General features: G+C 73.7%; 13 protein-coding genes. 7 read left to right on the top strand and 6 right to left on the bottom strand.

Going from position 1 to position 13,561, the window contains the following annotated elements:
- Nucleotides 1–2: 2 nt before the first annotated feature.
- From ACFQSB_RS21430 to ACFQSB_RS21420, 3 genes are all read right to left on the bottom strand, one after another.
- On the bottom strand, nucleotides 3–1,238 hold the full coding sequence (locus ACFQSB_RS21430; protein WP_380828626.1) for an RNA polymerase sigma factor: 1,236 nt from the start codon (nucleotides 1,236–1,238) through the stop codon (nucleotides 3–5).
- On the bottom strand, nucleotides 1,235–1,558 hold the full coding sequence (locus ACFQSB_RS21425) for a YciI family protein (RefSeq protein ID WP_354926365.1): 324 nt from the start codon (nucleotides 1,556–1,558) through the stop codon (nucleotides 1,235–1,237). The genes ACFQSB_RS21430 and ACFQSB_RS21425 overlap by 4 nt, the downstream gene beginning before the upstream one ends.
- 476 nt (nucleotides 1,559–2,034) lie before the next feature.
- Nucleotides 2,035–2,313, bottom strand: a complete 279-nt coding sequence (locus tag ACFQSB_RS21420; RefSeq protein ID WP_354926367.1) for a helix-turn-helix domain-containing protein — start codon at nucleotides 2,311–2,313, stop codon at nucleotides 2,035–2,037.
- Between the two features lie 69 nt (nucleotides 2,314–2,382).
- Between ACFQSB_RS21420 and map the strand changes: the two genes are divergently transcribed.
- Nucleotides 2,383–3,150, top strand: coding sequence for a type I methionyl aminopeptidase (gene map / locus ACFQSB_RS21415; RefSeq protein WP_380828625.1), 768 nt, complete (start codon nucleotides 2,383–2,385; stop codon nucleotides 3,148–3,150).
- 42 nt (nucleotides 3,151–3,192) lie between these two features.
- Here map and ACFQSB_RS21410 read toward each other — a convergent pair whose 3' ends face one another.
- A complete protein-coding gene (locus tag ACFQSB_RS21410; protein ID WP_354849458.1) occupies nucleotides 3,193–3,630 on the bottom strand; it encodes a DUF6069 family protein in 438 nt (145 codons plus the stop codon).
- A 213-nt stretch (nucleotides 3,631–3,843) separates the two neighbouring features.
- Here ACFQSB_RS21410 and ACFQSB_RS21405 point away from each other — a divergent pair, with 213 nt between their 5' ends.
- The 3 genes from ACFQSB_RS21405 (at nucleotide 3,844) to ACFQSB_RS21395 (ending at nucleotide 7,155) form a co-directional block, all read left to right on the top strand.
- A complete protein-coding gene (locus ACFQSB_RS21405; protein WP_380828624.1) occupies nucleotides 3,844–5,025 on the top strand; it encodes a sensor histidine kinase in 1,182 nt (393 codons plus the stop codon).
- On the top strand, nucleotides 5,013–5,675 hold the full coding sequence (locus ACFQSB_RS21400; protein WP_380828766.1) for a response regulator: 663 nt from the start codon (nucleotides 5,013–5,015) through the stop codon (nucleotides 5,673–5,675). The genes ACFQSB_RS21405 and ACFQSB_RS21400 overlap by 13 nt, the downstream gene beginning before the upstream one ends.
- Before the next feature lie 103 nt (nucleotides 5,676–5,778).
- Nucleotides 5,779–7,155, top strand: coding sequence for a sensor histidine kinase (locus tag ACFQSB_RS21395; RefSeq protein WP_380828623.1), 1,377 nt, complete (start codon nucleotides 5,779–5,781; stop codon nucleotides 7,153–7,155).
- 94 nt (nucleotides 7,156–7,249) lie between these two features.
- Here ACFQSB_RS21395 and ACFQSB_RS21390 read toward each other — a convergent pair whose 3' ends face one another.
- Complete coding sequence (locus ACFQSB_RS21390) at nucleotides 7,250–9,565, bottom strand: phosphoketolase family protein (RefSeq protein WP_380828622.1); 2,316 nt, start codon at nucleotides 9,563–9,565, stop codon at nucleotides 7,250–7,252.
- A 176-nt stretch (nucleotides 9,566–9,741) separates the two neighbouring features.
- On the opposite strand from ACFQSB_RS21390, the gene ACFQSB_RS21385 reads away from it, so the two are divergent.
- From ACFQSB_RS21385 to ACFQSB_RS21375, 3 genes are read left to right on the top strand one after another with little or no spacing between them, the layout of a single operon-like run.
- On the top strand, nucleotides 9,742–10,671 hold the full coding sequence (locus tag ACFQSB_RS21385) for an ABC transporter ATP-binding protein (RefSeq protein WP_354849469.1): 930 nt from the start codon (nucleotides 9,742–9,744) through the stop codon (nucleotides 10,669–10,671).
- Nucleotides 10,671–11,453 (top strand): ABC transporter permease, encoded by a 783-nt coding sequence (locus ACFQSB_RS21380; protein WP_380828620.1) that lies wholly within the window; start codon nucleotides 10,671–10,673, stop codon nucleotides 11,451–11,453. Before ACFQSB_RS21385 ends, ACFQSB_RS21380 begins: the two co-directional genes overlap by 1 nt.
- Before the next feature lie 3 nt (nucleotides 11,454–11,456).
- Entirely contained in the window at nucleotides 11,457–12,257 is an 801-nt protein-coding gene (locus ACFQSB_RS21375) for an ABC transporter permease (RefSeq protein WP_354849474.1), read from the top strand.
- A 39-nt stretch (nucleotides 12,258–12,296) separates the two neighbouring features.
- On the opposite strand, the gene ACFQSB_RS21370 is transcribed toward ACFQSB_RS21375, so the two are convergent.
- Complete coding sequence (locus ACFQSB_RS21370) at nucleotides 12,297–13,463, bottom strand: NAD(P)/FAD-dependent oxidoreductase (RefSeq protein WP_380828619.1); 1,167 nt, start codon at nucleotides 13,461–13,463, stop codon at nucleotides 12,297–12,299.
- Nucleotides 13,464–13,561: the final 98 nt, after the last annotated feature.

Below are 13,561 nucleotides of genomic sequence, written 5' to 3'. Positions count from 1 at the left end.
CGCTATCGCAGCTGGGCTCGGCGGCGGGTGAGGTAAGCGATCTCGCCGGTGTTGCCGGCCAGCTCGATGGCCCGGTCGTAGGCCGCGCGTGAGTGCCGACTTCGGCCCAGCCGGCGCAGCAGGTCGGCGCGGGTGGCGTGGTAGGCGTGATAGCCGGCCAGCGCCTCGGCGAGGCGGTCGACGATGGCCAGCGCCACCTCCGGCCCGTCGAGCTCGGCCACGGCGATGGCCCGGTTGAGTGCGATGATCGGCGAGGGGTCGAGGCGGACGAGCTGATCGTACAGGGCCAGGACCTGCGACCAGTCGGTGTCGCGGATGTCGCGGGCGGAGGTGTGCACGGCGTTGATCGCCGCGAGGATCTGGTAGCGACCCGGAGCCGCCCCCGCGGCGGCGGCGGCCAGGCGCTCGCGCACCAGCCGGTGACCCTCGGCGATCAGCGCCGCGTCCCAGGCTCCGCGGTCCTGCTCGTGGAGGGCGACCAGTTCGCCGCCGGCCGAGATCCGGGCAGGGCGGCGGGCCTCGGTGAGCAGCATCAGCGCCAGCAGCCCGGCCACTTCTCCGTCCTGCGGCAGCAGCGCGCGGATCAGGCGGGTGAGCCGGATCGCCTCGCAGGTCAGGTCGTGGCGCAGGGGATCGGTGTCAGGGCCGCTGGCCAGGTAGCCCTCGTTGAACACCAGGAACAGCACGGCCAGGACGCCGCAGACACGCGCCGGCAGGTCGTCGGCGGAGGGCATCCGGTAGGGGATGCCGGCCGCCTTGATCTTGGCCTTGGCGCGGGTGATGCGCTGTTCCATGGTGGCCGGCCGCACCAGGAAGGCACGGGCGATCTCGGGCACGGTCAGACCGCCGACCATGCGCAGCGTCAACGCCACGCGCGCTTCCACCGCCAGCGCCGGGTGACAGCAGGTGAAGATCAGCCGGAGCCGGTCGTCGTCGATGGCGCCAAGCGGCTCGGCTGGGATGTCGTCGTGCAGCATCTGAGCCTCCTTGTGCTTGTCGTCGCGTTTGTTCTCCCGCCGGATCCGGTCGATGGCCTTGCGGTTGGCGGTGGTGGTCAGCCACGCGCCCGGGTTGGGGGGCGGGCCGTCGGCCCGCCACCGCTCGACGGCGATCGTGAACGCCTCGGCCGCCGCCTCCTCGGCGATGTCGAGGTCGCCGAAGCGCCTGGTCAAAGCGGCCACCACCCGCGCCCACTCGTCGTGGTGGGCACGGGTCATCACCTCCTCGACGTCGTTCACTGGAACGGCCGCACCTCGATCTTGCGATCGCAGACCTTCGAGGCTTCGGCGGCGAGCTTGAGCGCCACATCCAGATCGGGGGCCTCCCACACCCACACCCCGGCGAGGTACTCCTTGGACTCAAGGAAAGGCCCGTCGCTGAACACCGCCCGCTCGTCGCGGTTGTCGACGACCGTGGCCACGTCCGGGTCCGCGAGTCCGCCGGAGAAGACCCAGTAGCCCTCGGCGATCAGTCGCTCGTTGAACGCGCTGATGGCGGGCCGCCTGTCGGTGCTGCCGGGATCGCTCTTGTCGTCGATCACGGAAACCAGGTATCGCATCTGCCGATCATCTCCTGTGGTGTCGAAACGGCGTGGTCGGGTGAGGGGACTTCAGGCCGCCCGCACCGCGGGCGCCCGGCCGGCCGGTGGAACCCGGATCGTCGCGCCCTTCGCAGCCGGCGCGCGACCCCACCGGCTCGAACGCGAGGTCCCGGCCGGTCCGCGGGAACGGTCTGGCGGCCCGGCCGAGCTTCATGGTCGCGGTTCCCTCGCCTCGGCGCCGCCCCTTGCGGGCGGCCTCACCCGTGCTACGAAGACCGCCGCCCCGATCCGACACCCCCTGGCGGACTTGTCCGGAGAACTTTCCGGGACGCCGGTCGTCGGTGATCCGCCGGCACGACGGTGTCGCGGCGACCGCGCTTCTCCTGCTGAGCGCGCCCGGTCGCGGGCAGGCTCACGGGCCGGGCCGATCGCGGCGATCTGGACCGGTGGTGGCGGGCGCCGGACGGCTCGGGGCGAGGGCCGGCCCGCCAGGGTCAGGCCGACAGGGCGCGGCCGTCGCGGGCGGCCTCCTGCTCGGCGCAGGCCGCGGCCAGCTCGTCCAGCGACACCCCAAGGGCGGTGGCCAGGGCGACCACGGTGAAGAACGCCGGGGTCGGCGCCCGGCCGGTCTCGATCTTGCGGAGCGTCTCGGCCGACACCCCGGCCGCCGCGGCGACCTCGACCATGCTGCGCTCGCCGCGGGCCCGGCGCAGCAGAGCGCCGAACCGCTCTCCGCGCCGCCGTTCCCAGGGGGCCAAAGGAGTCCTCACCATGACCGTGATACTAATACCGGTATAAGTATTGGCGCGCATCGGGGCGCCCGCGACACGGGAGCGGTAGGGATGGTCGAGATCAAAAGCGACAAGGACCTGGACGGGATGCGGGAGGCCGGGCGCGTGGTGGCCCGCGCGCTGGCCGCCGTCCGCGAGGCGGCGGCCGTCGGGGTGTCCCTGCGGGAGCTGGACGAGGCGGCGCGCGGGGTGCTGGAGGAGGCCGGGGCCCGCTCGCCGTTCCTCGGATACCGTCCCTCCTTCGCGCCCACGCCGTTCCCCGCCGTCATCTGCACCTCGGTCAACGACGCGCTCGTGCACGGCATCCCCACCGGCTACCGGCTGCGCGACGGCGACCTGGTCAGCATCGACTGCGGCGCCGAACTGGACGGCTGGACCGGCGACGCCGCGATCAGCTTCACCGTCGGCACCCCGCGCCCGGCCGACCTGCGGCTGATCGAGGCCACCGGGCGGGCCCTGGCGGCCGGCATCGCCGCGGCCGTCCCGGGCAACCGCGTCGGCGACATCTCCCACGCCATCGGCGCCGTCGCCGGCGCGGCCGGCTGCGGCATGCCCGCCGACTTCGGCGGACACGGCATCGGCCGGCGCATGCACGAGGACCCCCACGTGCCCAACCGGGGGCGTCCCGGCCGCGGCTATCCCCTGCGCCACGGGCTGGCCCTGGCCATCGAGCCCATGCTCATGGCCGGCGGGCGCGACGCCTACCGCACCGCCTCCGACGGGTGGACCCTGCGCACCCTGGACGGCAGCCGCGCGGCGCACATCGAGCACACCGTCGCCGTCACCGACCAGGGCCCGCGCATCCTCACCCTCCTTTGACCCCGGGGGCGCCGCGCCGCGGCCCCCGCGGCCGGGGCGGGCTCAGGCCCGTCCGCGCCGCCGCCAGGCCAGGCCGCAGATCACGGCGGCGCCGACGGCCAGGTGCACGCCGATCAGCCGCAGCGTGCTCGCCACGCCGACGGCCTGGCCGAGCGGCCCGGCCAGCGACAGCAGCAGCACGGCCACCGCGACGACGGTGAAGACCAGGCGCGGCCGCGCGGTGAACCGTTCCAGCACCGCCAGCAGCGCCCAGGCGGCCAGCCCGGCCGCCAGGCCCGCCGCCGCCGCCGCGCCCGGCCCGACCCGCTGGACGGCGTCGCCCGCGCGGACGGTGAGGTCCACGCCGGACGCCGGGCCGGCCAGCGCCCACGCCGCCACGGCCGTGAGGGTGGCGCCGGCGACGCTGAGCAGGGCCCGGCGGGCGCTCGTACGGCCTTCGCGCGTGGACCCGGCGCGGGCGGGGGTGGTCTGGGTGGACACGTGCGTCCCCTCTCGGGCGGGCGGACCGCCGTCCCGCGCGCCACCGGATGGTGGGCGCCGCGGCCGGTCCGCCTGTTGTTCTGAACGCCAGCCTGGCCGCCCGCGCCCTGTTCCCGCTTCGGCCGCCCGGCCACGGCGACCGCCACCGCGGCAGGGGGCGGCTACGACTTTGGTAGGTGCCGCCGCCGGGGTGGGCGCGGTTAGCCTGGCCCGGTGGAACAGCACGAGTTCGACTGCTTGCCGCAGGTCCCCTCCGGCCGCTCCGCGGTCGCCGCGGTGGCCGGGGTGCTCGCGGCCATGGGCGCGCTGGTGGCTCTGACGATCTGGGCCCGCGCCGGCACGGCGGCGCTGGTGCCCGCGCTGGACCTCACCGCCGGGGTGATCGGCTGGGCGCTGTCGCCGGTCCTGCTGTGGCGGCCGGTGGCCGGCGCGGCGCTGCTCACCGCGCTGGCGGCGCTGTCACCGGCGGCCACCCCGCCGGCCACGCTGGGCGCCCTGCAGGTGGCCAGGCGGCGCCCGTTCCCCCTGGCCGCCATCGTCGCCGCCGCCGGGATCGCCGCGCACGCCGTCCAAGGGCTGTGGCGCCCGAGCGGCGGCATCTCCTACCTGTGGTGGCTGGTGCTGGTCGCCGCCGCCTACGGCGCCCTGACCGGCTGGGGCGCCACGGCCCGGGCGCGTGCCCTGCTGGTGGCCTCGCTGCGCGAGCGGGCGGCGCGCGCCGAGGCCGAGCAGGGCCGCCGGGTGGCCGAGGCCCGCATGCTCGAGCGCACCCGCGTGGCCCGCGAGATGCACGACGTGCTCGCCCACCGGCTGTCGCTGCTGGCCACCTACGCCGGGGCGCTCGAGTACCGGCCCGACTCCCCGCCCGAGCGGCTCGCCCACGCCGCCGGCGTGGTCCGTGCCGGGGTCCACCAGGCGCTGGAGGAGCTGCGCCAGGTGATCGGCCTGCTGCGCGAGGACGACGACGGCGGCCAGGAGGGCGCCGGCGGGCGTCCGCAGCCCGCGCTGGGCGATGTGCCCCGCCTGGTGGAGGAGTCCCGCGACGCCGGCGAGCTGGTGCGCGTGCGCGACGGGGTGCAGGAGCCGGGCGCCCTGCCCGCCGCCACCGCGCGCACCGCCTACCGGGTCGTCCAGGAAGGGCTGACCAACGCCCGCAAGCACGCCACCGGGCGGCCCGTCCAGGTGGTCCTGGAGGGCCGGCCCGGCGAGCGGCTGGTCATCGACATCAGCAACCCGCTGCCGCGCGGGGCGGCCGGACCGCCGCTGACGCCGGGCACCGGCACCGGGCTGGTCGGGCTGACCGAGCGGGTGCACCTGGCGGGCGGCCGGCTGGACCACCAGGTCACCGCCGGCGGGGAGTTCCGGCTGCACGCGTGGCTGCCGTGGCCGGCGTGACCCGCCCGCTGCGCGTCCTGATCGTCGACGACGACGCGCTGGTACGCGCCGGGCTGTCGATGATGCTCGACGGCATCCACGGCATCACCGTGGTCGGCGAGGCCGCGGACGGCGCGCAGGTGCCGGCCGCCGCCGACGCGCACGCCCCCGACGTGGTGCTGATGGACCTGCGCATGCCGAACGTGGACGGCATCGCCGCCACCCGCGCGCTGCGCCGCCGCCCGCGCCCGCCGGAGGTCATCGTGCTGACCACCTTCGACACCGACGAGAACATCCTGCACGCGCTGCGCGCCGGGGCCGGCGGCTTCCTGCTCAAGGACACCCCGCCCGCGCAGATCGTCCAGGCCGTGCTCCAGGTCGCCGCCGGGGAGCCCATCCTGTCGCCGCGCGTCACCCGGCGGCTCATGGACCGGGTGGCCACCCAGGCCGGGGCCTACCAGCGGGCCCGCGCCGCGCTGGCCGCACTGAGCCCCCGTGAGCAGGACGTGGTCCTGGCCGTCGCGCGCGGAAGCGCCAACGCCGAGATCGCCGCCGAGCTACTGATGAGCGTGGCCACGGTCAAGGCGCACGTCTCCAGCGTCCTTGCCAAGCTCGGCCTGGACAACCGCACCCAGATCGCGCTGCTCGCCCACGACGCCGGACTGGCCTGAGCCCGCGGCGGGCCGCCCGGTAGGGCCGACCCGGCGGGCCGCGCCGCCCGGCCGATGTGCTGGACTGGTATCAGGGCTGTCCATGCGTCCATCGGGGCCGTCCATGCGTCCGCTGCACCAATGGCCGATCACCACGCGCCTGACGCTTCTCGCCGGCGTCGCGGCGGCGGCGCTGTGCGTGCTGAGCGCCACGGTGCTGATGGTCGCGATCCACCGCCTGGCCACCCAGTACCTCACCGAGGAGGTCGCCGCGGCGACCGAGCGCGTGGTCTACCAGGTCGAACGGCACGAGCTGCACAACCCCATCGCCCACAGCCAGATCCGCGACATCCAGGTCGTGGACCCGCAGGGCAGGATCGTCGCCGCGAGCCGGGAACTGCAGGGCGCGCCGCGCATCGCGACCTTCGTCCCCGAAGGGGCCAGGAACATGGCCACGCGGATCGTCTGCGACCGCGGCCTCGCCCGCGACGGGTGTGACATCGTGGTCGCGCAGGAGGCCTACCGCGACGGCAAGGACATGATCGTCTACAGTGCCGCGCCCGCCGTCCCGCCCTTGGTCCACTCCGAGCTGGCCATGACCATGGCCGGCGGCGTGGTCGTCTTGACCACGCTCATCACCTACGGCACCTACCGGACCGTCCGCGGCTCGCTGAAGCCGGTGGACGCCATCCGCGCCGAACTCGACGAGATCAACGCCATGTCCCTGGACCGCAGGGTGCCCTCGCCCCCGCAGCGCGACCAGATCCGCGACCTGGCCGACAGCGTCAACCACACCCTGGAGCGGCTGCAGGAGGCGCTGGAGCGGCAGCGCCGGTTCGCCTCCGACGTCTCCCACGACCTGCGCAGCCCCGTCACCGCCATGCGCGTGCAGGTGGAGGAGGCCATGATGGGGCCCGAAGAGGGCATCGACGAGGTCACCGGCAAGAACCTGCTGGGCAACCTGGACCGCCTGCAGGCCATCATCGCCGACCTGCTGGTCCTGGCCCGTCTGGACGCCGCGACGCAGGGCGCCCGCGACCCGGTCGACCTGGCCGAACTGGTCCGCGGCGAGGTGCGCGCCCGCCACCCCTCGGCCATCCGGATCGACTGCGACCTCCGGCCCGGGGTGGTGGTGCTGGGCGATCGGCTGCGGCTCACCAGGTTGCTGTCCAACCTGCTGGCCAACGCCGAACGGCACGCCGAGTCCACGATCACCGTCACGGTGGCGCGAAGTGGCGGCGGACCGGGCTCGCCGGGCGGCGAGGCGACGCTTTCGGTGGTGGACGACGGCGCGGGGATCCCGGCGGGCAGCCGCGAGAGCGTCTTCCAGCGGTTCGTGCGCCTGAGCGAGGGCCGCCGCAGGGATCCGGGCGGCACGGGCCTGGGCCTGCCCATCGCCCGGCAGATCGCCGAGATGAGCGGCGGCACCCTGACCATCGAGGACAGCCCGCGCGGCGCCCGCCTGGTCCTGCGCCTGCCCGCCGCCCCACCTCCCCGCTGAACGGCGCCCCGTAGCGCCGCAGCCCCGCACGCCCCAGCGTCCCGGCGCCCGTGCTGCGGAAGGGCACGGGCGCGGCGTGCGCGGCCTGCGGGGGTCAGTGCTGCCAGCTCCAGTCGCGGACCTCGGGCAGGTCCTCGCCGTACTCGCGGGTGTGCGCGCGGGCCCGCGTCCGGGCGTCGGCCATCTCCTGCCGCAGGTGGCCGCAGCGCTCCGACAGGCCCGGGACGCGGTCGATGACGTCCATCACCAGGTGGTAGCGGTCGATGTCGTTCATCATCGCCATGTCGAAGGGCGTGGTGGTGGTGCCCTCCTCCTTGTACCCGCGCACGTGCAGGTGGTGGTGCCCGTGGCGCCGGTAGGTCAGCCGGTGGATCAGCCACGGGTAGCCGTGGAAGTTGAAGATGACCGGCCTGTCGGCGGTGAACAGCGCGTCGTAGGCGGTGTCGGTCAGGCCGTGGGGGTGCTCGGTGTCCGGCTGCAGCCGCATCAGGTCCACCACGTTCACCACCCGCACCCTCAGGTCGGGCAGGTGGCGGCGCAGCAGGTCGGCGGCGGCCAGCGTCTCCAGGGTCGGCACGTCCCCGGCGCAGGCCAGCACCACGTCCGGTTCGGCGCCCTGGTCGGTGGAGGCCCACGGCAGGATGCCCAGGCCGCGGGTGCAGTGCAGGATCGCCTCCTCCATCGGCATCAGGTCCAGCACCGGCTGCTTGCCGGCGACCACGACGTTGACGTAGTCGCGCGAGCGCAGGCAGTGGTCGGCGACCGACAGCAGCGTGTTGGCGTCCGGCGGCAGGTAGACGCGCACCACCGTGGCCTTCTTGTTGACCACCACGTCCAGGAAGCCCGGGTCCTGATGGCTGAAGCCGTTGTGGTCCTGGCGCCAGACGTGCGAGCTGAGCAGGTAGTTCAGCGAGGCGACCGGCCTGCGCCAGGGGATCTTGCGGCAGGCCTCCAGCCACTTGGCGTGCTGGTTGAACATGGCGTCGATGATGTGGATGAACGCCTCGTAGGAGGTGAACAGCCCGTGGCGGCCGGTGAGCAGGTAACCCTCCAGCCAGCCCTGGCACAGGTGCTCGCTCAGCACCTCCATCACCCGGCCCTCGGGGGACAGGTGCTCGTCGGTGGGCAGCCGCTCGGCCTCCCACACCCGGCCGGTCACCTCGAACGCCGCGCCCAGCCGGTTGGAGGCCACCTCGTCGGGGCCGAGCAGGCGGAAGTTGGCGGGGTTGGCGGCGATGATGTCGCGCACCAGCGCGCCCAGCACCCGCGTCGGCTCGCTGGCCGCGGTGGCCGGCGCCTTGACCTCGACGGCGTAGTCGCGGAAGTCGGGCAGCCTGAGCGGCTGGAGCAGCTCGCCGCCGTTGGCGTGGGGGTTGGCGCTCATGCGGCGCGGCCCCTCGGGCACCGTGGCGAGCACCTCGGCCACCGGGCGGCCGCGCTCGTCGAACAGCTCCTCGGGGTGGTAGGAGCGCATCCACTCCTCCAGCGCGGCCAGCTTGCCGGGGTCGTCGCGAACCGCCGACAGCGGCACCTGGTGGGCGCGCCAGGTGCCCTCCACCGGCAGCCCGTCGACCTGCTTGGGGCCGGTCCAGCCTTTGGGCGTACGCAGGATGATCATGGGCCAGCGGCCGCCGCCGCCGGCCTTGACCTCGGCGATCTGGTCGAACACCGTGTCCAGCGTCTCGGCCATGAGCCGGTGCATGACCGCCGGGTCGTCACCGGCCACGATGTGCGGGCGGTAGCCGTACCCCTCCATGAGCTTGACCAGCTCCGGCTCGGGGATGCGCGACAGCACCGTCGGGTTGGCGATCTTGTAGCCGTTGAGGTGCAGGATCGGCAGGACCGCCCCGTCCCGCGCCGGGTTGACGAACTTGTTGGAGTGCCAGCTGGCGGCCAGCGGGCCCGTCTCGGCCTCGCCGTCGCCCACGACGCACGCCACCACCAGGCCGGGATTGTCGAAGGCCGCGCCGTAGGCGTGGGCCAGAGAGTAGCCGAGCTCGCCACCCTCGTGGATGGAACCGGGCGTCTCGGGCGCCACATGGCTCGGGATGCCGCCGGGGAAGGAGAACTGGCGGAACAGCCGGCGCATCCCGTCCTGGTCCTGGGAGACCTCGGGGTAGACCTGCGAGTAGCTGCCCTCCAGCCAGGCGTGCGCGACCGCGGCCGGGCCGCCGTGCCCGGGACCGGCGATGTAGATCATGTCCTGGTCACGCCCTGTGATCACCCGGTTCAGGTGGGCGAAGACGAAGTTCAGTCCAGGGGTGGTGCCCCAGTGGCCGAGCAGGCGGGGTTTGACGTGCTCGGGCAGCAGCGGCTCGCCGAGCAACGGGTTGTCCAGCAGATAGATCTGCCCGACCGACAGGTAGTTGGCGGCACGCCAGAAAGCATCGACTCGCTCAAGCTCGTTCATGGATACGAGCGTTCCCGCTGCGGGCGGGCTATTCCAGAGACCTTGGTCCCTTTCCCGGGGGCCGCCCGGCCGTGGCAGGCGGAACCGCCGCCGGCACCACGGGCGCCTGTCCGGTGGCGCGCCGCCCGAAAAAGGTGTTGCGGAACTGTCGGGGCGCTTGGCTAGGGTTCTTGCTCGTGTCGGAACAACCTCTGATCTACGCGCGTGGCCTGGTGAAACGCTTCGGCGCCTTCACCGCGGTGGACGGCATCGACCTGTCGGTGGCCCCCGGCGAGGCGTTCGGGTTCCTCGGCCCCAACGGCGCGGGCAAGTCCTCCACGATGCGCATGATCGGCTGCGTGTCGATGCCCACCGGCGGCGAGCTGAGCATCCTCGGCATGGATCCGGTCCGCGACGGCACCCGCATCCGCGCCCGGCTCGGCGTCTGCCCCCAGCTGGACAACCTCGACTTCGACCTGAGCGTGCGCGAGAACCTCACCGTCTACGCCCGCTACTTCGGCCTCGGCCGGCAGGAGGCCCGCCGCCGGGCCGACGCGCTGCTGGAGTTCGTCCAGCTGTCCGACCGCGCCGGCAGCAAGGTCGAGCCGCTGTCGGGCGGCATGAAGCGGCGCCTGACCATCGCCCGCGCCATGGTCAACGAACCCGACATCATCCTGCTCGACGAGCCCACCACCGGCCTTGACCCCCAGGCCCGCCACCTGCTGTGGGAGCGGCTGTTCCAGCTCAAGCGGCGCGGCACCACCCTGGTGCTCACCACCCACTACATGGACGAGGCCGAGCAGCTGTGCGACCGGCTGGTCGTCATGGACGGCGGCCGCATCGTCGCCGAGGGCTCACCCCGCTCCCTGATCCAGACCTACTCCACCCCCGAGGTGGTCGAGCTGCGCTTCGGCGACGAGCGGCCCGCCGACCTGGCCGCCAAGCTGGCCGGCATCGGCCGGCGGGTCGACCCGCTGCCCGACCGCCTGCTGGTGTACGCCGAGGACGGCGACGCCGCCGTCGCCGAGGTGCACCGGCGCGGGCTGAACCCCTCCAGCGTGCTGGCGCGCCGCTCCACCCTGGAGGACGTCTTCCTGCACCTCACCGGCCGGACGCTGGTCGACTGATGATCCCGTTCGCCGACCAGGTCTCGGCCCGCTCGACCCTCGCCGTCCTGGAGCGCGCCCTGACCCTCTACCGCCGGGTGTGGACCGCCTCGGTGTTCTCCTCCTTCGGGCTGCCGGTGCTGTTCCTGCTCAGCATCGGCCTGGGCGTCGGGGGATACATCGGCGGCATCGGCGGCGTGGACTACCTGTCGTGGATCGTCCCGGGAGTACTCGCCTCCACCGCCTTCCAGATGTCGGTCGGCGAGTCCACCTACCCCGTCCTCGGCGACTTCAAGTGGAGCCGCGCCTACCACGCCATGCGGGCCACGCCGGTCCAGGTCGGCGACATGGTGTGCGGGTGGCTGCTGTACATGCTGGTCAGAGCCGAGATCGCGGTGGTGGTGTTCCTCGGCGTCACCTCGCTGTTCGGCGCGCTGCGCTCGCCGTGGGCGCTAGCCGCGCCGCTGGTGTGCGGGCTGGTCGCCCTGGCCTCGGCCGCGCCCACGATGGCCTTCGCCGCCACCATCGACCACGACAGCTACTTCGCGCTGCTGTTCCGCTTCGTGATGATCCCCGCCGCGCTGTTCAGCGGCGTCTTCTTCCCCGTCGAGCAGTTGCCCGCCCTCGCCCGGCCGGTGGCCTACCTGTCCCCGTTGTGGCACGGCGTCGAGCTCAGCCGCGCGGCCACCCTGGGCACGGCCCCGCCCTGGCCGGTCGCGGCGCATCTGGCCTACCTGCTGGTGTTCACCGCGGCGGGCACGCTGTGGGCCTTCCACGCCTTCCGCAAGCGACTTCAGGACTGACACATGGTGACCACGATGATCGCCGCCCGGGTCGCCCCCGGCCGGGTCGGCGCGGTGATCGGCCGCAACCTGGGGGCGCTGCGCTCGGGCCCGTCCTACTGGCTGGTGCTGCTGTCGGGGTTCTTCGAGCCGCTGCTGTACCTGCTGTCCATCGGCGTCGGTGTGGGAGCGCTGGTCGGCGACCTGCCGGTGGGCGGGCGGTCGCTGCCCTACGCCGCCTATGTCGCCCCTGCCATGCTGGCGGTGGCGGCGATGTCGGGCGCACTGGCCGAGACCACGTTCAACTTCTTCCACAAGATGAAGTACCAGAAGACCTTCGACGCCATCCTGGCCACGCCGGTGCGGCCGTTCGAGCTCGCGCTCGGCGAGCTCGGCTGGGCCATGCTCCGCGGCTCGCTGTACACCGGGGTGTTCGTGCTCATCATGGCGGCGCTCGGGCTGGCCGCGCCGCTGTGGGCGCTGGCCGCCTTCCCCGCCACGATCCTGGTCGGACTGGCGTTCGGCGCGGTCGGCATGGCGGTCAGCACCCTGATGCGCGGCTGGCAGGATTTCGACCTGATGTCCACCGGGCAGTTCGCCCTGTTCCTGTTCTCCGGCACTTTCTCCCCCGTCGGCGACTACCCGCCGGTCCTGCAGGTGCTGGTCCAGCTCACCCCGCTCTACCACGCGGTCGAGCTGGTGCGGGGCCTTGCCATCGGCGACCCGCACTGGGGCCTGCTCGGGCACGCCGCCTACCTGCTGGCCATGGTCGCCGGCGGCCTGTGGCTGGCCGCCCGCCGCCTGCACCGCATCCTGTGCCTGTGACCACGGCGGGACCTCGCCGAAGGCCGGCAGGCCGGCCGCTCACGGACGCGGACCGCCCTTGGGCCAGATCAGGGAGCCCGGCCTGCGGGCCTCGCGGCGAATCTTCCACACCCCGAGCTTGCAGGTCAGCTCCTTGTACGCCGCGCCGACGCGGCCTCCGAGATAGACGTTCACCGAGGTGTCGTCTTTGCGGGCGAGCTGCCGCATGGCGGCGCGCCGGCCGAGGCTGACGCACGCCCCGGTGAGGGCCAGGTCGATCACCGCCGGTTCGGTTCCCGCGACACGGCTCAGCACCGTGTCGGCGGCCTGGGCCCCGAGCGGCCCGGCGGCCTGGCAGCTCATCCGCAGCGGCCGGCCGGATGGGGCGGCGGCGTCTCCGGCCGCGACGATGCGCTCGTCGTCGACACTGGTCAGCGTCTCGTCGGTGAGCAGCCAGCCGAGCTCGTCGGTGCGCAGCCCGCTCGCGGCCGCCAGCTCCGGCACACCGAAACCGGCCGTCCAGATGGTCAGTGCGCTCGCACGCACCCCACCGTGGGCACCGCCGCCGGCGAGGACGACCGCGCCCGGCCGCACCTCGCTCACCTCGGCGGCCTCCAGCACGTCGACACCGTGCCGGGTCAGCCACGTGGCGATGTACCGCCTGCCCGGCGCGCTCATCGAGGGCGCCAGGACTCCCCCGCACACCAGCGTGACCTCGCGTCCCTGTTCGGCCAGTTCGGCGGCCGTCTCAACGCCGGTCAACCCGCCACCGGCCACGGTGACCAGGGCATCGGCGGGCAACTCCTGCATCTTCGCGCGTAGCCGCTGCGCGGGCTCCAACGCGGCGACGGAGAAGGCGAACTCGGCCGCGCCGGGCACCGATGGCGGTATCGCGCCGGTGCTGCCGACCGCGTAGACGACGTAGTCGTACTCCAGCGCGCCCCCTGACGCCAGCCGCACCCTGCGGGCGGCGGTGTCGATGCGCGTGGCGCTGTCCAGGACCAGCCGGATCCCCTCACCCAGCAGCGTGCCGTAGTCCACCGTGGCCTCGCCGGTGCCGGCCACGAACTGGTGCAGCCGGACGCGGTCCACGAACCGCGGGCGGGGATTGACCAGAGCGACCTCGATGTCGGCGCGCATCCGCAGACGGTTGGCCGCGAGCGTTCCGGCGTAGCCGCCGCCGATGACGACGACCTTGCAGGGTGGGTGGTGTTCCGGTCTGGACACGACGGGTCTTCCCTTCTCGATCTGGGACTCACCACTCCGACACCACAACACCCCGGAATGTGAGGCGCCATGCGAGGCGACGCGCCGACCTCACCGTT

This window comes from Sphaerisporangium rhizosphaerae, from assembly GCF_042665155.1.
GTDB lineage: Bacteria > Actinomycetota > Actinomycetes > Streptosporangiales > Streptosporangiaceae > Sphaerisporangium > Sphaerisporangium rhizosphaerae.
The sequence above is the reverse complement of the archived record's forward strand: the minus strand, read 5'-3'. Positions and strand labels throughout refer to the sequence as shown.

What these genes read in the sequence shown, in the direction of transcription:
- ACFQSB_RS21380 (WP_380828620.1), top strand. Translation starts at nt 10,671, where the DNA reads ATGATCCCGTTCGCCGACCAGGTCTCGGCCCGCTCGACCCTCGCCGTC.
- ACFQSB_RS21375 (WP_354849474.1), top strand. Translation starts at nt 11,457, where the DNA reads ATGGTGACCACGATGATCGCCGCCCGGGTCGCCCCCGGCCGGGTCGGC.
- ACFQSB_RS21420 (WP_354926367.1), bottom strand. Translation starts at nt 2,313, where the DNA reads ATGGTGAGGACTCCTTTGGCCCCCTGGGAACGGCGGCGCGGAGAGCGG.
- ACFQSB_RS21425 (WP_354926365.1), bottom strand. Translation starts at nt 1,558, where the DNA reads ATGCGATACCTGGTTTCCGTGATCGACGACAAGAGCGATCCCGGCAGC.
- map (WP_380828625.1), top strand. Translation starts at nt 2,383, where the DNA reads ATGGTCGAGATCAAAAGCGACAAGGACCTGGACGGGATGCGGGAGGCC.
- ACFQSB_RS21390 (WP_380828622.1), bottom strand. Translation starts at nt 9,565, where the DNA reads ATGAACGAGCTTGAGCGAGTCGATGCTTTCTGGCGTGCCGCCAACTAC.
- ACFQSB_RS21395 (WP_380828623.1), top strand. Translation starts at nt 5,779, where the DNA reads ATGCGTCCGCTGCACCAATGGCCGATCACCACGCGCCTGACGCTTCTC.